This window comes from Psychroflexus curvus, from assembly GCF_020164585.1.
GTDB lineage: Bacteria > Bacteroidota > Bacteroidia > Flavobacteriales > Flavobacteriaceae > Psychroflexus > Psychroflexus curvus.
On record NZ_JAIQZF010000008.1, the window covers coordinates 60,579 to 81,315 of the forward strand.

The 20,737-nt window shown below is 37.1% G+C and carries 20 protein-coding genes; 15 read left to right on the forward strand and 5 right to left on the reverse strand.

Annotated features, from left to right (window positions below; translation table 11 throughout):
• Positions 1-61 precede the first annotated feature (61 nt).
• The 3 genes from LB450_RS12280 to LB450_RS12290 all read right to left on the reverse strand — a co-directional run bounded on the left by LB450_RS12280 (position 62) and on the right by LB450_RS12290 (position 2,162).
• On the reverse strand, positions 62-244 hold the full coding sequence (locus LB450_RS12280) for a hypothetical protein (RefSeq protein WP_224489263.1): 183 nt from the start codon (positions 242-244) through the stop codon (positions 62-64).
• A 178-nt stretch (positions 245-422) separates the two neighbouring features.
• Positions 423-893: a hypothetical protein gene (locus LB450_RS12285; RefSeq protein ID WP_224489265.1), complete on the reverse strand. Its 471-nt coding sequence runs from the start codon at positions 891-893 to the stop codon at positions 423-425.
• Positions 894-917: 24 nt separating this feature from the next.
• Complete coding sequence (locus LB450_RS12290) at positions 918-2,162, reverse strand: glycosyltransferase (protein WP_224489267.1); 1,245 nt, start codon at positions 2,160-2,162, stop codon at positions 918-920.
• A 101-nt stretch (positions 2,163-2,263) separates the two neighbouring features.
• On the opposite strand from LB450_RS12290, the gene LB450_RS12295 reads away from it, so the two are divergent.
• The gene (locus tag LB450_RS12295) at positions 2,264-2,821 is read left to right on the forward strand and encodes a sigma-70 family RNA polymerase sigma factor (protein ID WP_224489269.1); all 558 of its coding nucleotides are present in this window, start codon (positions 2,264-2,266) and stop codon (positions 2,819-2,821) included.
• Between the two features lie 2 nt (positions 2,822-2,823).
• Positions 2,824-3,072: a hypothetical protein gene (locus LB450_RS12300; RefSeq protein ID WP_224489271.1), complete on the forward strand. Its 249-nt coding sequence runs from the start codon at positions 2,824-2,826 to the stop codon at positions 3,070-3,072.
• Here LB450_RS12300 and LB450_RS12305 read toward each other — a convergent pair.
• Complete coding sequence (locus tag LB450_RS12305) at positions 3,067-5,040, reverse strand: putative porin (RefSeq protein WP_224489278.1); 1,974 nt, start codon at positions 5,038-5,040, stop codon at positions 3,067-3,069. The genes LB450_RS12300 and LB450_RS12305 overlap by 6 nt on opposite strands.
• Before the next feature lie 113 nt (positions 5,041-5,153).
• Here LB450_RS12305 and LB450_RS12310 point away from each other — a divergent pair, with 113 nt between their 5' ends.
• Positions 5,154-5,753 carry a ribonuclease HII gene (locus LB450_RS12310; RefSeq protein ID WP_224489280.1) on the forward strand — a complete coding sequence of 200 codons (600 nt, stop codon included), beginning with the start codon at positions 5,154-5,156 and terminating at the stop codon, positions 5,751-5,753.
• A 68-nt stretch (positions 5,754-5,821) separates the two neighbouring features.
• Positions 5,822-8,275, forward strand: coding sequence for a hypothetical protein (locus tag LB450_RS12315; protein ID WP_224489281.1), 2,454 nt, complete (start codon positions 5,822-5,824; stop codon positions 8,273-8,275).
• On the opposite strand, the gene lipB is transcribed toward LB450_RS12315, so the two are convergent.
• The gene (gene lipB, locus LB450_RS12320) at positions 8,272-8,976 is read right to left on the reverse strand and encodes a lipoyl(octanoyl) transferase LipB (RefSeq protein WP_224489283.1); all 705 of its coding nucleotides are present in this window, start codon (positions 8,974-8,976) and stop codon (positions 8,272-8,274) included. The genes LB450_RS12315 and lipB overlap by 4 nt on opposite strands.
• 1,549 nt (positions 8,977-10,525) lie before the next feature.
• On the opposite strand from lipB, the gene LB450_RS12325 reads away from it, so the two are divergent.
• The 11 genes from LB450_RS12325 to LB450_RS12375 all read left to right on the forward strand — a co-directional run bounded on the left by LB450_RS12325 (position 10,526) and on the right by LB450_RS12375 (position 20,686).
• Positions 10,526-11,368, forward strand: a complete 843-nt coding sequence (locus tag LB450_RS12325; RefSeq protein WP_224489285.1) for an ABC transporter permease — start codon at positions 10,526-10,528, stop codon at positions 11,366-11,368.
• Between the two features lie 4 nt (positions 11,369-11,372).
• A complete protein-coding gene (locus LB450_RS12330; protein ID WP_224489287.1) occupies positions 11,373-12,629 on the forward strand; it encodes an ABC transporter ATP-binding protein in 1,257 nt (418 codons plus the stop codon).
• Entirely contained in the window at positions 12,629-13,429 is an 801-nt protein-coding gene (locus tag LB450_RS12335; protein WP_224489289.1) for an FkbM family methyltransferase, read from the forward strand. Before LB450_RS12330 ends, LB450_RS12335 begins: the two co-directional genes overlap by 1 nt.
• Complete coding sequence (locus tag LB450_RS12340) at positions 13,426-14,496, forward strand: DegT/DnrJ/EryC1/StrS family aminotransferase (protein ID WP_224489291.1); 1,071 nt, start codon at positions 13,426-13,428, stop codon at positions 14,494-14,496. Before LB450_RS12335 ends, LB450_RS12340 begins: the two co-directional genes overlap by 4 nt.
• Positions 14,497-14,518: 22 nt before the next feature.
• On the forward strand, positions 14,519-15,214 hold the full coding sequence (locus LB450_RS12345) for a WbqC family protein (protein ID WP_224489293.1): 696 nt from the start codon (positions 14,519-14,521) through the stop codon (positions 15,212-15,214).
• Positions 15,211-16,194, forward strand: a complete 984-nt coding sequence (locus LB450_RS12350) for a hypothetical protein (RefSeq protein ID WP_224489295.1) — start codon at positions 15,211-15,213, stop codon at positions 16,192-16,194. Before LB450_RS12345 ends, LB450_RS12350 begins: the two co-directional genes overlap by 4 nt.
• Positions 16,187-16,993 carry a sulfotransferase domain-containing protein gene (locus LB450_RS12355; protein ID WP_224489302.1) on the forward strand — a complete coding sequence of 269 codons (807 nt, stop codon included), beginning with the start codon at positions 16,187-16,189 and terminating at the stop codon, positions 16,991-16,993. Before LB450_RS12350 ends, LB450_RS12355 begins: the two co-directional genes overlap by 8 nt.
• The gene (locus tag LB450_RS12360; RefSeq protein WP_224489304.1) at positions 16,984-18,036 is read left to right on the forward strand and encodes a glycosyltransferase family 2 protein; all 1,053 of its coding nucleotides are present in this window, start codon (positions 16,984-16,986) and stop codon (positions 18,034-18,036) included. The genes LB450_RS12355 and LB450_RS12360 overlap by 10 nt, the downstream gene beginning before the upstream one ends.
• Positions 18,036-18,914, forward strand: coding sequence for a glycosyltransferase family 2 protein (locus tag LB450_RS12365; RefSeq protein WP_224489305.1), 879 nt, complete (start codon positions 18,036-18,038; stop codon positions 18,912-18,914). The genes LB450_RS12360 and LB450_RS12365 overlap by 1 nt, the downstream gene beginning before the upstream one ends.
• A complete protein-coding gene (locus LB450_RS12370; RefSeq protein ID WP_224489307.1) occupies positions 18,911-19,828 on the forward strand; it encodes a glycosyltransferase family 2 protein in 918 nt (305 codons plus the stop codon). The genes LB450_RS12365 and LB450_RS12370 overlap by 4 nt, the downstream gene beginning before the upstream one ends.
• Before the next feature lie 186 nt (positions 19,829-20,014).
• The gene (locus LB450_RS12375; RefSeq protein ID WP_224489308.1) at positions 20,015-20,686 is read left to right on the forward strand and encodes a sulfotransferase; all 672 of its coding nucleotides are present in this window, start codon (positions 20,015-20,017) and stop codon (positions 20,684-20,686) included.
• The last annotated feature ends 51 nt before the right edge of the window (positions 20,687-20,737 follow it).

The window sequence follows — 20,737 nt, forward strand, 5'->3', positions numbered from 1 at the left end:
GTAACCTGGTCAGCAATGCAACTCTTATTAGCTTCAAAAGCTAATTTTCGCCAGACAACTTCTACCATTGATTAGCAATTTCTCGAGCTTGTTCTTGTGTATAAAAGTCCCCGTTGTCAACATCTTCAATGGCTTCGTCAATTTCTTTATTGTATTGCTTTAAAGAAATTCTTTGAGTTTCTTTTGCCTCTTTGTTTATTAGAGTTTCTAGCTTTTCAAGCATTCTTTCGTCAACATCAAACAATTTTTAAATAAACTCATATTTTCTTGCTTCTAAATCCATAACATCTGCTTTTATTAATACAAGTCTACAATTAATGTTTTTAGTTTAGAATTTGCTAATTTGATTTATACGGCTCGCTGGATTCTAATCTCGACTACCTGCTCATTTCAATTATAAGATCAAAAACCCTTTAAACACATTATTCCAATAGGATAGGAAGCTCAGTACGTAAAGCTACAGGGACGCTTCTTTTTTGAGCGGGATACACTTCGGGGAGTTGAGAAATGGCCTCTTTGAGCCAGCCTTCAAGTTTAGGGTTTTGTGAGGAGATTTTATCAGAAATCCTGAGGTTTTCCACTCTGGCTTCTCCCTCTTCAGTGATATAAAGTTCTAAGACAAGTGTATCCAGTGAAGCTTCTGAAGTGGTGATTTGTTGCTGACTTAGCTGATTGCTCACTGCCTTTTTAATCTGTGTCTCAAAGCAAATTTTGCTTTCCTGTTTGGAAGTCACCACCCCGCAATCCTGAAAAGTCGGATAAAAATCTACTTCTTTCCAATTGATAGCTTTCATTTCCTCCTGCAAAATTTCCTCTGCAGATTGTTTTTTTAAATTGAAATCTTTGCACGAAGACAGTATTAAAATCAAAAAAAGAGGAGTCCATAACTTCATAAAGTAAAGATAATCAAAAGCCTTCTAAGTTGAAGTTTTGTTTTTGGATTCTATCCACAAAGACATGTACTTAGTACTTTGTGTGGTATGGTGCATTAAAACCTGACCCACAAAATTCTTTTGCCTGTGTAAATTCACATCTTTTTCCAGTTTTTTAAGCCGTTTGAAAAAATTGGCTGCAAAGACTCGACGCTGAAACCGCTGATTGATAATTTTAAAGCCGTTTTTTTGTCCTATTTTCCAGCGTTTAGGCATTTTGTAGAGCAGTATAGCCTGTCGGGCAATCTCTTCGGGGGTGTTGGCAATTTCGCCACACCAGGGCAAGTCTCCACAAAGGCCTTCAGCACCGACAGTGGTTGTGATGGAGGGTGTTCCTGCCTGCATGGCATCTATAAATTTGCCTTTAAGTCCCGCGCCGAATCTTAAGGGCCCCAGTAAAACCCGGGCCTGCTTAATCGCCTCTATGGCGTTTGGCGCTCGTCCTTTTATCAAAAAACCCTGCTTGGCATTGTGAAGCTGCTCGACTTTTTGGGAGGTATAGGCGCCATAGACATGAAGCTCTGCTTCCGGCAATTCTTTTTTGATGAGCGGCCAGATGTCTTCTTTTAAAAATAAGGTTTTATCCCAGTTGGGGGCGTGCAAAAAATTACCGATGCTGATGAAGTGTTGTCGTTCTTCGAAGCCCGGGAGATTTTCTATGTCTTTATCTTTTAGAGGTTTTAATAAAAAAGGAAGATAAAGGAGCAGGCTTTTGTGGACTTTAAATTCATTCACCAGCAAGCCCATTTCAGATTTTGAAATGATCAAACTCAGGTCACTTCGAAGAATGGAAGCGATTTCTCGTTTGGCGATGTCGGTGTATAAATACTTCTTTTTAAAGGATTTCTTTTCCTTGTAGGCCTGTTGTCGTGCTTTCCTCAAAAAATGAAGATCTTCGGTGTCCAGTATTCTCAGGGCATCGGGGCAGTGCTCGGCAACTCGCCAGCCAAACTGCTCTTCCATCATAAACCGGTCGAAGAGCACATGCGTGGGTTGTTCTTCTTTCAGGAAGTCGTCAAAATCTGAGTTATTGACCTGTATTTGCTTTTGGGGGATTCCGAGTTGCTCAAGGTTCTCTGCATTCTCCGAAAATCCGGCCGGCGAGGCGTATACGATGTCAAAGTTTCGTTTGAGAAAAAGATCAATAATTTGCATCATCCGGCTTCCGGCGGCAGAAGAATTCGGCTCCGGCCACACAAATCCAATAATCAATAACTTAGCCTGATTCATAGCTGCAAATTTTAATTCGTTGCGAAAATCGATAATCTAAGGCTATTTCTTTAAAGATGTTTTGATTATTTTTTCAATACATTTGAGTCAAACAAGTTGAGATGAGCAAGGAGAGATTGCAGCCAGAATTTTGGGTGGACAGGTACGGGGATTACTTTCTGTATTTCACGCTTTCAAAGGTGAGTGACAGGGAGGTCGCCAAAGATATCGTGTCCGAGACTTTTCTGGCGGGACTGAAATCCAAAGCTAATTTTGAAGGGAGGTCTACCGAAAAAACATGGCTGACGTCCATTTTGAACCGGAAAATCATCGACTACTACCGCAAGATCAATTCAAAAAAAGGTAAAGCTGAAATTAAAATCGACTATACCAGCGAAGATCAGGAGGGCTCCTGGCTGGAAGAACAGGTCTCGGGCAACCAGTCTGCGTCTGCAGATTTTTCACTAGAAAACAAGGAATTGGGAGAAGCTATTTTAGCCTGTCTGGAAAAGATTCATCCTAAACATGCTGAAATTTTCAAGATGAAAACCATGCAGGATTATGACAACGAAGTCATTTGTAATGAAATGGGAATTACTTCGTCTAATTTATGGGTCATTATCCACAGAGCACGAACGGCTTTAGCCAGTTGTCTGGATAATTCCTGGTTTAAAACATAAAAATGGAGATTAAGAAACTAAAAAATTTACCCACGTCCTGTCAGAAAGTAGCTGAATTTAGCGATAAACAACAGTATGCGGAAGCTGGTTTTTGGGAAAAGATGCGAGTTCAAATTCATATTTTGCATTGCAGGCATTGCCACTCCTATCATATTAAAAATGAAGCATTGACAGAGCTCTTGCAGAAACATGAGCTTAATCTGCTCTCTAAATCAGAAAAAGAAGAACTAAAGGCAAAGCTGGTCTTATAAAAAGAAATTCCACACCAGACCAAAGCGAATGGCAAAATCTCTATAGGGCTGTCTTGGTGCAGCAAAATTGGAATTCCCTTCCAAAAGCGTTGTGAAATTTTCTAGTTTAAAGTATATACGAGCTTCTCTCACCTTGGCATTCAGGAAGAAATCAAGCGTATAAAAACCATCGAGCTCCTGGGAATTTTGAATAGCAAATTCTGAAAGAACAGGGTCGTAGGCTTTACTCATAAAACCGGTAAAGTAATTGAACGTTAGTCCTGTTTGAAGGTACAAAGCCTTGTCAAACAAATAATTATCGTAATAAAGCGAGTTTCTGGTCACAAATTCGGGAACAGGAAAAACGGATTCACCTTCCAGCACATTTTGATACATGAGGGTGTTGGCCAGGTTAAAATGCCCGTAGTGAAAATCCTTTTCAGCTTTTATTTTGAAATATCTTATTTGTAAATCAGTTTGTTGTGGTGTCAGTAAACTGTCCACGGCAGAACCCTCCGGAGTGCTTAGGTACTCAAAATAGGCATGATTGTCGATTTGAGTGAAGGAAGCTGTCACTTTCCCATACACTTCAGACTCAGCCTCAATTCCCAGATGTTGAGTATTGACGTTGTCAAAATCCGGATTGTACCAGTTGTAATTTTCGTAATCGCTTTGGTTCAAAATCCAGTTGAAATTGGGAGCAGAAGAACTCAAATCCAGTCTTGCTGAAAACTGAAGAGAGTCCGAAATCCTGGAACTGGCTTTAGCATGAATTTCGTAGCCGCCGTCGTAATTTCCCGAAATATTATAGGTCACATCGCCTTCAAGTTTGAATCCCTTATAGGTGTTCACATAAGTTCCTCCAAGACCGATGATATCGGTTTTTAACCGATTGGGAATCCTGCCCGCATCATAAACGACAATAGAATTATAGCCGTAGTTGATGGCGTTGTGCTTTGCTTTAAACCCGATTTTACCCAGGTAATTTTGCTGATAAGACAATATCATGGTATTGGCCACATTTTGATATTCCACTTCATTACTTAAGTTAGAATTTTCAAAAGGTGTCCCAAAAAACTGAGGCGTAGAACTTGCCTGTGTAAATTTATACTCCTTGTCGGTGAAGTCCAGGATATGGTTCAGACGAATTTGTCCGTTTTGAGTGGAGTCATTTCCAGGACGAATGTTGTAATACTGGTTGACATAAAACCGCTTGGCGTCCATTTGAGTTTCGGCATCTTCCAGCCTGACTTCAGCGGTAGCTCGATTTTGAATTTCTTCAATTTTATCTAAAAACTGCTGGTAAGAGCGATCTGTAAGCCCACCGTTTTCCTGGTTCAGGATATCCTGTGTGGCAAAATGCGACCTGATAAAATAGCGGTTATTTTTGGTTCTGTAATTCAAGCCAAGTCGTAAGTTCCCCGTACTTGTCAACTCCCTCCTGTAATTCCCCAGTGACCGCAGGCCCTTGTAAGCTATGGAAAGGTTCAGGTTGGGTTTTAGGTTGGTGGTAAAGAGGGCATCCAGGGTTTGTCCCTGTTCAAAAACAGTTTTAAAATAAAGTTCGGTCAGCGGGGTCGGCACTTCATAATAAGGGATGTCTTCCACTTCCAGGTAATTGAAATGCTTGGCTCTCGCACCAAAGCGAGGCAAAGCCTGCAAATCATGAAATGCATAGCCCAGTTCGGTATAAGGCCTGCCTACATTGGAAAACGGCAAGAGTTCAAAAGCATCTTTTCTCAAATAGTTATACTTGTAGTCTTTTCGAATGTTTAAAGTGGTATCTACATAAGTGGTATCGTTGCTTATGCTGATAATTTTGTACTTGGAAATATGAGGTTTTTCACGATCGTCTTTGACAGACCTCGTCGTTTCTCCACGCTGATTATTGCGATCTTGGGGAATTTCACTTCTCTGCAGTTTTAAATCCTGGGCCTGCGACCAGGTCGTGAAAAAGAGGATAAAGAAAATATAAAATACGGACTTCATTTGCGGTTTTAAAACGTGAGCAAAAGTATCATTTTTAGTTTACTTAGGTTTTAATGTCCTTCATAATTCAATTAAGAATCTTAGAATTTATATTTTTGTTACTGAATTTAATTATGCTTCAACTCAATTATCAGGATAACTGCTTAGAATGTGGAACAGACGAAGCCGGTCGTGGGTGCCTGGCTGGTCCTGTGACAGCCGCCGCTGTAATTCTGCCTGCAGATTTTCAAAATGATATCCTCAACGATTCCAAGCTTCTCACCTCCCGAAAACGCGATTTTTTGGAAGAGATCTTAAAAGACAGCTGTGTGAGTTTTGGCATATCCCATATCGATATGGGCATTATCGATGAGATCAATATTCTGAATGCCTCTATTCTGGCGATGCACACCTCGATTCAGAAACTAAAGCCCTGTCCGGAACTGATTCTGGTGGATGGAAATCGGTTTAAGCCTTATAAAAAAATCAGACACGAATGCATCATCAAAGGGGATTCTAAATTTCTCAGCATTGCGGCAGCCTCTATTCTGGCCAAAACCGCCAGAGATGCCTTTATGAAAAAAATAGACAAAGAATTTCCGATGTATGGCTGGGCTCAAAACAAGGGCTATCCCACCAAAGCCCATCGCAAAGCCATTCAAACCTACGGACTGACGAAATACCACAGACGAAGTTTCAAACAATTACCGGAGCAAATCGAATTAAAATTATAAACCAAAAGCTTTAATAGGCTTAGATTCCTATTTTCAACCTAATTTTGCGTTTAGAAATTATTCAGTTTATGCGTCCACTTTTTATAATGATTTGTTTTTTATTAGTCTTAAGTTCATGTGATTTCGATTCAGACAAAGTTCAGGGAAAACTCATAGATTTTATCCCTTCCAGGTCGGTTTTGATTTTAGAATCCGAAAACCTTTCTCAGTCTATCGAAGAGTTAACGGCGACAGACTTGTTTCAGAACAATGCGTCCTTAGCTGTTTTTGAAGAGATACAGGATAATTTCAAATTTACCAGTTATTTCGATCTGGATGCTCAAGGCTTTTTGGCTGTCACTCCCATCGGGGAACGAGAACTCGCCACTTCACTGATTATCGAAGACAAACACTTACAACTGGATTCCATTCAGCTTAAAAAGCAGACGAAAATAGACTATGCCGGCAAAGTGATTTCAAAGTTTGAATTAGATCAGGCGACCTTCTTTTCAACACGCCTTGAGAACGTAAGGATTTCTTCAGAATCCAAGTTGATTATCGAAAACGTGATTAGAGCGCACAACAACCAATTTAAGTTCGATGATCTCTTTTACAAAGCCCATAAAGCAGCAACCGGAGAAACCTCAGCTTTTATCAATCTTGAGGAAGCCGATTATCTGTATAAAAATGAGTTCAACACCCTTAATGCTGAATCGCTAAAAGGGCTGGGCAAATGGTTAAGCATCGACCTGGAGGTTTCCAAAGGAACCTATACCTGGTCGGGAGCGATTTTAAGCGATAAAGCCTCCAAGAAACTCGATTTATTCAGCGGGACCTCACCTTCTGCTTTTCGCCTTCATGAAGTGACCCCCGTCAATGCTACCGGATTTTTAAGTCTTACGTTTTCTGACTTTGAAACACTTCAGGAAAACAGAGCGGAACAAAACTATATCACGACCTCTCCTTTCAAATTCATATTTGAAGACAGCAAACAGGTAGGAGTTATGGAGCTGGAAAACGGAGCTTTGGTTTACGATATGATAAGCGCGAACGTCACCAGAACTTTGGATTCCTTATCGACCAGGGTGCAACAGGAGACTGCTTTCAGAAACCAAACCATCTACAGCTTTCAGTCTGCAAATGTGTTTGCTGATTTTTCACCCTTATTATCCAATCCTAAATTTTCAGTCTTTACGGTGTATGACAGCCACTTCCTGTTTGCCAAAGATCAGGAGGTCCTGGAAAATGTATTGATTAACATCAATAACCGGTCGGTTTTAAGTGAGTCGTCTTCATTTCAGGATGCCGTAGATAAGATGAGTACTTCGGCGCACATGGTCTGGGGCGGACAACTGGAAGCTATCGCCAGTCAGCTTGAGAACTCTGCAACAGAGGGGTTTTTACCCAACCTTAAAAATTTCAATACGGAGGGGTACAGTTCTGTCATCATGCAGGCGACACAGGAAGATAATTTTGCATTTGTCAATGGGATTTTATCCAAAACCCAATCTGAAGCCGGAGCGGATGAAGCCATTCAGGTCAAACGCATTAAACTCGACCATACTATCGCCACCGAGCCTTCTTTGTTTACCAACTGGAGAACACGGCAAAAAGACATCGTTGTTCAGGATGAGACCAATACCTTGCATCTCATCGCTAAAGACGGAAAGACGATCTGGACAAAGCCGCTGGACAGCCGAATAGTGGGGGAGATACTCACCTTCGATATTTATAGGAACACCAGGTTGCAGATGGCGTTTACCACTCAGAATAAGCTGTATGTGATCGACAAGAACGGGAATTCTGTAGCTCCTTTTCCTTTGGAATTTAAAGAGTTTATCTCCAAAGGTCTGGCGATTTTCGATTACGATAACAACGGCAAATACAGATTTGTAGTGGTTCAGGGCGATGAGGTCCTGATGTACAACAAAGAAGGGAAACTGGTGAAGGGCTTTGATTTTAAGTCCAAAGGCGACATGCTTCGCACCCCACAACACATCCGCATCGGTAGAAAGGACTACATCCTGGTCGAAAACGAGCAGGGGCTTAACATTTTGAGCAGGACAGGGGAGGTGCGTGTCAGACCCAAACAAAAAATTTCCACGTCGGGCAATGCCTGGGGGTTGCATAACTCGAGTTTTGTAGGAACAAATTCAGAAGGCAACCGCATAGAAATCTCCCAGAGCGGAGCGGTGAAGACCACAGCTACAAACTTATCTGATAATCATTTTATCGCGGTAAGTCCGAAACACGTGGTGACTTTTTCAGAAAATAAACTGAGTATCAACGGCGTGACTAAAACTTTGGATTATGGCTTGTATCTGCCTCCGCAAATCCACGAGCAGGCTAACAGAACTTATTTCAGCATTGTCGATCAGCAGGCGGACAAAGTCTACCTTTTCGACGAGCAGGCTGAGCTGGTTACCGGATTTCCTGTCTTTGGAAACTCACAAATCGAGTTGGACCTGCGGGCTCCTAATGCTTTAAGCTTCATTGTAAAAGGAGATGCTAATGCGGTTTTGATTTATAACAAAGCGCTTTAAGACTCCGTGAGTTTGGCTTCAAAAAGCTGAGCAAAATGTTTTTTGAGTTTAGCTTTGACTTCCTCCACAGGAATTTCAGCTTTACCGAGTTCCACATTGAGGGAGGTCACTGATTTGTCCTTGATACCGCAGGGCACGATGTTGTCAAAGTAACCTAAATCAGCATTCACATTAAAGGCAAATCCGTGCATGGTCACCCAGCGGGACGCCCGAACGCCCATGGCGCATATTTTTCGGGCAAAGGGAGTGCCTACATCCAGCCAGACGCCTGTTTCACCTTCGCTGCGCTCGGCTTTCAGGCCGTATTCGGCCAGGGTGAGAATCACCATTTCTTCCAGAAATCGGAGGTATTTATGAATGTCGGTAAAGAAATTTTCAAGATCTAAAATGGGATAGCCTACCACCTGACCCGGTCCATGGTAAGTGATGTCCCCTCCGCGATTGATTTTGTAGAAGGTCGCTCCTTTTTCGGCCAGCTGCTGTTCATCCAGCAGCAAATTGGATAAATCCCCGCTTTTGCCCAGGGTGTACACGTGGGGATGCTCGACGAAAATCAGGTGGTTTTCGGTAGGCACATCGCTGGATTCCCGTCGGTTTTGAATTTTTATATTAAGCACCTTCTGGAACAATTCCTCCTGAAAATCCCAGGTTTCTTTATAATCGCGCTGCCCCAATTCCAGGACTTTGATCTCTTTATTCATTGGTTTTTATTCTAAGGCAAAGGTAAACTTTATCGTGGAGACCTTTGTTTTATTTTAGATTTAGTCGGGGTTTGTTAACAGTTTTGTTTTTCGTGTATTCGAGTAATCGAGTAATCGAGTATTCGTGTAGTCGAGTAATCGTGTAATGGGGACTTAGCAACAGCGTGCTGCCGATTACTCGATTAGTGGCAGAGCCACGCCGAAAATGTGAATATGCGAAGCATGAAACATGACAGTTGAGTATTAATAACAAGTCTGTATCGAGAGGAATTTCGATTTAAGTCTTTGGAAATTTTTAATTTTATTTAATGCAAAATGACTTTTAATATATGTTTTAGCATCGAGCGGAGTCGAGATGTGAATGGTTCTCGACGGAGCCTGTCTTGATGAATAGAAAGGCTCGAACTTGAAACATGATATCGACAATCAATATTTTATATAAAAACGTCTCCATACAACGTTCAAAACATAACGAATACTGAATACCGAACACCGAATGTCAAATTTCAAATCTGTTATTTCAAATTTATATCTCTTATATCCTACAACCTAAAACCTACTCCCTAAATCCTACAACCTACCACCTACTGTGGCTTCGACACGATTTTTTTTCAAAAATCACCTGCCTGCGATTCCTTGGAAGGCAGGCTCAGCCACCATCATCATTGACTGTCGACCGTTGATTCTGCCACGTGGCTCCTGAATCTTGTAATTTTTTGAAGGGGCGTTAGCCCTGGTATCTTCGTAAGTCCGTCAACCCCGATATCCGCATAAATGGGCGTTAGCCCTGGCATCTTAACTTTGGGCAAATCACAATAATTCAGATGTCAGGGCGCTGCCCCTCTGTTTTCTTTTCTGTCTATTATACTAATAAGATTGTAGGGCTCTGCCCCTTCCTGTTTTTTCAAATACTTACTAGATTTCGGAGCCTACGCTTTTAGTGTTGCCGAATATTCGAATAGGCGAAGCACGAATCAGGAACCACGAATCAGGAACCACGAATCAGGAACCACGAACCATGACTGCTTTCTCCTGGCTCTTGATTCAAAACATAACGAATATTGGAATAACAAATTTCACCGTATCACCACATCACCGCATCACTCTTCACCGAACATTAGCCCTTGGCTCTTAATTCAAAAAATACCGAATACTTACTACTTACTACTGAGTACTGAACACCGAATGTCAAATTTCAAATCTGTTATTTCAGATTTACATCTCCTATATCCTACAACCTACTCCCTACAACCTACCAACTACACCGCTCTGCCGATTATACGATTAGTGGCGAAGCCACGCCGAATATTCGAATAAACGAAGCATGAACACCGACTACTGACTACCGACTACTAACTCCAATTAAAACCTGCCAACTCACCTCCATTTCCGGTAAAACATGTAGATTTGTGTTGTAACTGAGTCATTACATCATGAAAACAAAAAATCTAATTTAAACCAAAATTTCAGGTGTCTTTTGTTTTAAAATAAGTTAGATAATGTAAGCATTTGCTTTATCTTACGCCTTTAGTTAACAGATTATACGCCAATGATGCAGACGCGCATTTATCAAAAGGAAACCAACCGGAATATTCCAAAACTCTTAAAAGAAAGTCTACGGGATTTGAACAAGTCCCGGTTTTTAGCCTTTCAGCTGGCTAAACGCGATATCACCGCCCAGTACCGTCAGTCCTACCTGGGCATACTCTGGGCATTTGCGCCGCCCCTGGCCACCGCCTTTGTCTGGATGTTTTTGAATTCCAGCGGAACGGTAAAAATTACGGATACCGGTGTGCCTTATCCTGTGTATGTATTTGCGGGGGCACTATTATGGTCTATCATTACCGCATCCATTACCTCGCCGATTCAAAGTACCAATAGCGGTAAAGGCATCATGTCTAAAATTAATTTTCCTAAAGAAGCCCTGATCATGTCGGGAATACTCAAACTGCTTTTTAATACCTCTATAAAAGTCATCTTACTCTTTATTTTTATATTCAGTTATGGGGTGGGCCTTAGCTGGGGACTGCTCTTATTTCCATTTGCCATGCTGGGGGCTATTTTGGTTGGCAATACCATAGGTTTGCTGCTCACGCCCATAGGCATGTTGTATACCGATGTGTCCAAAATCATCAGCTTTAGCATGCAGTTTTTGATGTATATCACCCCGGTGGTCTACAGCATTCCGGAGACCGGAGTGATGCGGACGCTCATGCAATACAACCCTTTAACGCCCATAGTGGTGGTAGGACGAAATTTAGCTTTAGGGCTACCTTTAGAATACACCACTTACTTTTTGATCATATTTGGGGCCAGCATACCCTTATTTCTGTTAGCTTTGGTATTTTACCGGATATCGATTCCTATTTTTGTTGAACGTTTAAGTGCCTAAACCAATGATGGAGCAAGAGACCACCAGCCAAATAAATAAAGACGTTTCAGAACCCAAAGAGACCCTGGTGGAGGTGACCGGGCTGTCCAAAAAATTCTGTAAAGATCTAAAAACCAGTCTATGGTATGGGGTGCAGGATTTGGTAGCCGGCTACTCGGGCAACAAAGAAAAACGCGAGTTAAGACCCAAGGAATTCTGGGCGGTCAAAGACATCAGTTTTACGTTGAAACGCGGGGAATGCTTAGGCCTTATAGGCCATAACGGCGCGGGTAAATCTACTCTGCTTAAAATACTGAACGGCCTTATCAATCCCGATGAGGGCAAGGTAGTGATGCGAGGACGCGTAAGTGCGCTCATCGAACTCGGGGCCGGCTTTAATCCCATATTAAGCGGTAGAGAAAACATCTATAACAACGGTGCTATACTCGGGTTTACGCGAAAGGAGATTGACTCTAAGGTAGAAGAAATCATAGACTTTGCCGAGATACGCGAGTTTATCGATATGCCGGTACAAAACTACAGCAGTGGGATGAAGGTGCGCCTGGGCTTTGCCGTGGCGGCACAGATGGAACCTGACGTACTGATTATTGATGAGGTGTTGGCGGTGGGCGATTTGGGTTTTGTTTTAAAATGTTTTAAGAAGATTGATACCATCCTCCCCAATACGGCCATTGTTTTTGTCTCGCACTCTATGCCCATGGTGTCGCGGATTTGTAATCAGATTATTTTATTAGAAAAAGGAGTCGCAAAATTTCAAGGGCAGAATGTATCAAGTGGAATTGACTTGTACTACAATAAATTTTCAACAAATGAAAATTCACAGATCGTTTTCTCGGATAATTCAATTGAATTAAAAAAAGCTTGGGTCGATGGGGTTATTCCAACAAATAAAATTTATCATATTCCTTGGGGAAATACGATTAACTTGAAATTCAAAATTCAAAATAAGAACCTGTCAAATATACCGTTTATTTCTTTGGCAATTTATGATAAAGAACAAAGAGGTATTGCTGAGGTATTGCCAGAAAACCAAGATTTGAATATTATTGAAAACCAGGATGAGATTACGTTTACTTTTCAACTAAAAAATATTTATTTATCAAAAGGTATCTATAATATAACTTTCACTGCATCAGAAGATTTTGGTTATAATGTTTATTATAAAATCCACAAAGCTATTTCAATACAAATGGAGCATGATAAGCAAATATGGACACCATTTTTAATGGATTCAAAATTAATTGATATAAGATATTATTAATGAAAAGAATATTTAAAAATTTAATTAAGAAAATAGCAAATAAGTTAGGTTATGAAATAATAACCTTTAAAAATTATAATCAATTAGCACTAAATAAAAAAGATTATAAATCAAATACTTATGCTAAAAATAATTTGTTGGACAATTTTTTCACTATTTTAATCAACCTTAATTATTATCCGGAGACAATTTATGATATTGGTGCAAATAAAGGTACTTGGACTAAGGAGTGTTTGAAATATTTTCCTGATGCCACGTTCTATTTGTTTGAACCTCAAATTAACTTAAAAACGGATCTTGATTTACTTTTTAAGAAACATAAAAATATACATTTATTTTCAGTGGGAGTAGGTAATGTAAATGATGAGTTAAATTTCACAATGCATGATAGGGATGATAGTTGTACATTTAGTTTTTCAGAGCAAGAGGCACAAAACAGAGGATTTAAACAAATAAAAGCACCAATAGTAAAACTTGAATCTTTTGTAAAGGAAAATAATTTAAAAACACCTTCTATTTTAAAAATTGATGCAGAAGGTCTAGATTTAGAAGTTTTGGAAGGGGCGAACAACCTTTTGAATAATGTTGAAATCATTATGGTAGAAGTGGGAATAATGAATGGAAGAATAAAAAATTCTGCTATAATAATGAGTAATTATCTTGATGAAAAAGGATTTAAATTATTCGACATTACAGATATTAACCGACCATTTTCTAATAAAGTATTATGGCTTTGTGAATTTGTCTTTATTAAGAAAGGCGGAAAGTTTGATAAAAATTACTCAGTGGAAAATATATGATCACCGTCACCAAAACTTTTTTCCCCCCGATTGAAGATTATCAAAGACAATTGGAACGTATTTGGAAGAACCGGTGGCTGACAAATAACGGGGAGTTGTATAAAGAACTGTCTCAAAAGTTACAGGATTACTTAGGGGTGAATCATATCATCCCCATGACCAATGGGACTTTACCGCTACAGATAGCATTAAATGCCTTTGGAAATGGCGGAGAAATTATCACCACACCCTTTAGCTATGTGGCGACGACGGCAACCATTGTTTGGGAAAAATGTACCCCTGTCTTTGTGGATATCCACCCTGAGTATTTAACGATTGATGAAACTAAAATAGAAGCGGCTATCACAGATAAAACGACGTCTATTCTTGCCACTCACGTGTATGGAAATCCCTGTGCAGTAGAAGACATTGAGGCCATTGCCAAAAAACATAAGCTGAAAGTAATCTACGATGCGGCGCATTGTTTTGGGGTCAGATACAATGGCCAGTCTATTTTTAATTATGGAGATGTAAGTACCTGTAGTTTTCATGCGACTAAGCTGTTTCATACAGGAGAAGGTGGTGCATTATTTTGCCAGGATGAAACTACTAGACAAAAGATGTGGTACCGACATAATTTCGGACATGATGGCCCGGAAAAATATCGAGGTTTAGGACTTAATGCCAAAATGAGTGAGCTCCAGGCAGCCATGGGTTTAAGTGTGTTGCCGTATATGGACCATATCATGACTGAGCGCCAGCGCGTCTGCAGGCATTATGATAAACATCTGGATTTTAATGCGTTGAATAAACTGAAACTCAGAGAAGGTGCTCAGTGGAATTACAGCTATTATCCAGTCATTTTTAAAAGTGAATCACAACTCTTAAAGATTAAGACAAGGTTGAAGGCACAGGATATTTTTCCAAGGCGTTACTTTTATCCAAGTCTGGAAGATTTGCCTTATATTCAATCTTTACAATGTCCTATAGCTGATTATATAGCTAAGCGGGTGTTGTGTTTGCCGATTTATGATAGTTTGAGCAACGAAAACTTAAAAGTAATCACTCTAATTATTAATAATGATTAGCGGTAACAAATCGATAGCAGTCATGCAACCTTATATATTTCCTTATATCGGCTATTTTCAGTTGATTAAGGCCGTGGATGAGTTTGTTTTCTACGATGATGTCAATTTTATTAAACAGGGTTGGATTAATCGAAATCAAATATTAAATAAAGGTAAATCGCTAAAATTTACCATTCCATTAGAAAAGCCAAGTTCTTTTAGGCCTATAAATGAAACGAAAATTAATTTAAATCTTTTTGCTAAGTGGAAACACAAATTTTTAAAAACCATAGAACAAACTTATGTTAAAGCACCGCATTTTGACGAAGTTTATCCTTTAGTTGAAGAAGTATTAAAAGTTGATAAAGAAACTAATATTTCAAAACTTGCTATAGATAGCAATTTGAGCATTTGTAATTTTTTGGATATAACAACAAAATTTTATAGGTCTTCTGAAGACTTTAGAAAATCAGAAAATTATTTTAAAGAAGAACGATTGATAGGAATATGCAAACAATTAAAGGCTTCCCGATATATTAATTCCCTAGGAGGACAGGATTTATACAGTAAGATTTATTTTCAAAATTTAGGAATTGAACTGCAATTTTTAAAACCTAATATTAAACCTTACAAGCAATTTGAAAATAATTTTGTTACCAACCTTTCTATTATAGATATATTAATGTTCAATGATAAAAATTCTTGTCAAAAGATGTTAAATGATTTTGAGCTTTTATGAGAGAAATAGGTGGGTTTTTTGAATTAGAATTAAACAAAGGCGGTGATTTATATCATGATGATGCACTAGCACTAAATAATGGTTCTAATGCATTGAAATTCTTTTTAAAGCAGTCTAACTATAAGACTGTTTATTTGCCTTACTATACTTGCGACTCAGTTTTAAGCGCTATAAAATCCTCGGGTTTAGAATTTAGGTTTTATTCAATTGATTTAGAATTTAATCCTTTAGTTAATCTTAATGTTTTTAATAAAAAAACACTTTTAATATATAACAATTACTTTGGTTTAAATTTAAAGAAGGTAAAACAGGTTTTAAGAGAAACGCAATTTGTTTTAATCGATTCATCTCAAGCATTTTATTATAAACCAGAAAAAAACACTCCTACATTCAATTCAGTTCGAAAGTTTTTCGGTGTACCTGATGGAGGGTTTCTATATGGCTCATCAGTAAATAAAAATGATTTTTATAAAGAGTTACCCCATACTACTTATACGAAAAATCATTTAATTGATAGATTAGAATTTGGTGCCTCAAAGAGTTATGATTCATACCTTAAAAGTGAAAAAGAACTTAAAGAATTACATTTAGGAAAGATGTCAAAATTAACAAAATCACTTCTTAGAAACGTTGATTTTTCGAAAGTGAGGCAAACTCGTGTCGAAAATTATAATTTATTCCAAGAAAAGTTTTCAGAATCTAATGATTTAAAACTGGATCATTTAAATAGTAACTCTGATTCTGTACCTTTATGCTATCCTTTGCTAATAAATAAAGGTGCAAGTTTGAAAAATTATCTCATAAGTCATGATATTTATGTGCCAACCTATTGGGCTAATGTTTTAAAATGGAAAAGTGATAAAGCATCAGTTGAAAATAAGCTGGTAGAAAATTTAGTATGCTTACCTATAGATCAGAGGTACAATAAAAGTGATATGAATCATATTGTCGAAATTATAGAATCATTTCACAATGAATAATTTAGCTCTGTTTTCAGTACCAAGATCAGGTTCATCATGGTTAGGAGAAATTATAAATACTTCGCCTGAAGTAGCCTATAGATTCCAACCTAATTTCGCCTATACTTTTAAACCACAATTAAAAGAGGATTCAAAAATTGAAAAAATAAATGATTTTTTTTATAAGCTATATCTCAGCAAGGATGAATTTGTAAACGGAAAGTTGAGTATTAGCGGGGGGAAAAGGAATTTGAATTTTGATAAGCATAAAGAGTCCACCTTATTTTTTAAAGAAACACACTATTTAAATGTGATTGAAAATTTATTGAAAACTTCTGATACAAAAATAATAGGTTTAGTAAGATCTCCTTTTGCTGTTATAAACTCGTGGATTAATATTCCAAAAGAATTTGATCCCATTTGGAGCGTCAAAGAAGAGTGGAAACATGCATTACTTAAGAATAAAGACAAAAGCACTCATTTTTTCGGTTATAATAAATGGAAAGAAGTCAGCTTTCTTTTTTTAAGATTGAAAAGAGAATATCCAGATCAATTTTATCTCATCAATTATGATGATTTGTTATCAAATACAGTATTGGAAACTAAACAACTTTTTAAATTTTGCGATCTGGATTATTCGGAACGAACCGATATTTTTATAAAACAATCAACTTCCACTGAAGCGGAAGATCCTTATGATGTATTTAAGCAAAAGACAGACGATATGGGTTGGAAAAAAACATTACCTAGTTACATTGAGAAAGAAATTAAAGAAGATTTAGATTTTAAGATTCTTAATCAAGATTTCAAATGGATATAACAGAGTTTAAGAAAACATACGAGCATAAGAAGGTTATTGAAAATAACAATCAAATTATTCAAAATCCAGTTGTTTCGGTCTGTATTCAAACTTATCAGCATGTCAATTATATCGAGCAATGTCTGGATGGCATTTTAATGCAGAAAACAGATTTCAACTACGAAATCCTATTAGGAGAAGATGCCTCAACCGATGGAACCCGTGAAATTTGTATGGATTATGCCAATCGATTTCCAGATAAAATCAGATTATTTCTTCATCATAGAGAAAATAACATAAAGATTGGTGGACAACCTACGGGTCGATTTAATTTTCTTTACAATTTATATTTAGCCCAAGGCAAATATATCGCCCTTTGCGAAGGGGACGATTACTGGACGAATCCGTTAAAGTTGCAAAAGCAAGTGGATTTTTTGGAGGGGAATGAAGAGTATGTCATGTGTTTTCATAAAGTGGTTTTATTGTCCAAAGGAGAGTTAATAGAAGATAATATAACAAAAGTGCCTAAAGACCATGAAATGATCACAGACTTAGCTGAAAAGGGAAATTATATACATACCCCATCGGTAATGTTTAAAGGTCAAAATTTAGATTTTCCAAATGAATTTAGACTTTCGCCAATAGGAGATTTTTTTTTATATATGCTTTTAGCCAAGAATGGCAAAATTGGATATATTAACGAAAAGATGACAGTTTACAGATTAGGTTCAGGGATTTGGAGCAATAAGACTGCTTACGAAAGGAATATGAAAACAGTTTATACCTTTGCTTTATTGATAAAAACTAATCTATTTAGTGAGAAGGTTAATCAAATACTACTATACAGAATACGTTCATTTCTTAAACGATTTAAGGATCAGCTAGATTTAGAATCTTTAACCATGCTTACAATAACGCCATCTATACGAAATACTATATATCAATTTTTCTTAGATTCTACTAGTCAAAAACTTATAAAAAAAAATGATGACTTAACATATAAGCAGCTTATAAATGGATTAAAAATGAAGGCTTTCAAAAAGTTAAAATCAATTTTTAACTAATGCTAAATCCAAAAGTATCCATTTGCATCCCAACCTATAACGGCGCAGACTATCTTCAGGAAGCTTTAGATTCTATCAGTATTCAAAGTTTTAGAGATTTTGAAGTGATTATAAGCGATGATGCATCCAGCGACAACACTTTAAAAATGGTTCAAGCGTTTAAAGAACACTCCCGTTTTCCCGTTTATATTTTCCATAATACCCCTCACGGCGTTGGTGCTAATTGGAACAACAGCTTGAAACATATAAAAGGGAAATATATCAAATTTTTGTTTCAAGACGATGTCATGGAAAAAGAGTGTCTGCACAAAATGGTAAAAGTGATGGAAACAAATACAAATATAGGTCTTGTTGCTTCCAAACGAAGTTTTATTATTGAGGATAATGTTAATAATAATGTCACAAAAGAGTGGTTTGATAAATATGGTGATTTACAAAAGGGATACACTCCTTCAGATGGAGTTTTTATCCTAACAAAAGACATTTTTAAATCAGAAATTTTCATGACAGACCCTAAAAACAAAATAGGAGAACCCAGTACTGTGCTATTTAGAAAAAGTATACTTGATGAGGTAGGTTATTTTAATGAAGAGTTAAAACAAATTCTGGATTATGAATACTGGTATCGTATCTTGAAAAAACATCCCATTGCGATTATCAATGAGCCATTGATTAAATTCAGGTTGCATCAAAACCAGGCTACAAATGTCAATAGAAATCAAGATATTAATGACTACAAATTGTATGAGCAAATACTATACAAGCACTACTTTAAACTCTTGCATCCCAAAATTAGAAAACATTTATATTTGAAGCATCACCCTTTTCCTCAATTTAAAAAAAGAGTTTTAAATAAAATAAAGCGAATGCTTACATGAAAATTGCCATCATCATAGTCACTTACAATGCCATGCCTTGGATAGACCACTGCCTGCAAAGCACAGGAGACTATCCTGTATTAGTGGTGGACAATGCATCAACAGATCAAACCATTAATCATATACAATCCAACTATCCGAAGGTTACTTTGTTGCCTCAAAACAAAAATCTGGGCTTTGGACAAGGTAATAATGTAGGGATATCCTATGCTTTAAATCAGGGAGCTGAACATATCTTTTTGCTCAACCAAGATGCTTATTTAGTTGATGATGCTTTAGAACAGCTGATTCATTTTCAAAAGAATAATTCAAAATTTGGAATTTTAAGCGCCATACATACCAATGCTGAAGCCACTCGCTTAGATCGTAATTTTTCAAATTATGTTCGGTTTGATTCTAATCCTGCTTTTTATTCCGATCACGTTTTAGGACGGCCATTGCAAGACGTTTACGAACTTCCTTTTGTAAATGCTGCGGGGTGGCTGATTAGTAAGCAATGCCTAATGACAGTAGGAGGGTTTGATCCTATCTTTTTTCATTATGGAGAAGATGATAATTATTGTCAGCGGGTAAACTATCATAACTTTAAGATTGGAGTTTTGTCTAATACGTTCATGGTCCACGACAGGGAAGACAGAATTAAAGCGAAGTCAGATATTTATTCTAAAACCTATTTTGATCGCCAGGAACGACATCTGAAGTTAACCTATGGGAATATTAATAACTATGATGAAATCAAACTATTCAACTATAAAAAAAAAATAAAGCGTCAACTTTTAAAAGCCAGAATACTTCAAAATAAACCAGCGATAAAAGGTCTTAAGGCCTATTTGCAGTTGATTGATCGGATCATCCCAGAAATAGAAAAAAGTATAGAGACGAATAAAAAGAGGCAACCTAATTATCTCGATTAACAAACTTAAATATATAAAAGTAAGTATTGGTTAAAAAGTATCGGTATAGTATTAGATTCCAGCTATACTTTAACTCATATGAAGTAAACTTTAGTAAAGAATAGTGTTTAGTAAACAAGAAAAAGTTAACTGTTTAAGGAACTTGAGAATATCAAAAGACGAGATGGAACTTAAAGAAAATTTAAAATGGGAATAATTAAAAAATTGAATTTTAAAATCAATGGTTTCTTAAACAAAACTCAAAGAAAAAAGAAAGTATTTTGTGTTGGTCTTCATAAAACAGGTACAACAACATTATCTAATTTATTTAAACAATACGGATTTTATGCAATACATTCTGTAGATTGGGAATATGATGAAGATAAATTAAATAAATATGATTTTTTCTCTGATGGGGGGAGTCATTTTGATGGTATAAACGAATTTGATGTCGACAGACTCAGAAAAAAATTTCCAGGTGCTTTTTTTATACTTCAAACTAGAGATACAAAAAAATGGATAATTTCAAAACTAAAGCATGCAGGCTGGGAGAAGGACACCAAAACTGTTGACTTTAATAAGTCAGAATTAAGTCATAGTGATTGGAGGTTTAAATCATTATTTATCATAGAAAATTTAATTGAGCATAAAATTAATTATGAAAATAAACTAAAAAAATATTTCAATAGAAGCACTAATAATTTTTTAGTAATTGACATTACTGATAAACAAAGACAGAAAGAAGAGTTCAATAGATTAAAGAAATTTGTTAATCTCAAATCAATTAACAAAATAGATTTACCACATTCTAACAAACAAAAATCAATTTCATTGCTAAATGAAGACGTTTTAAATTGTATAGATAAATTCATTAAATGAATTACCTTCAAATTTTCCTTAATTTTCATAATTAATTAAAAAAACGCTTAT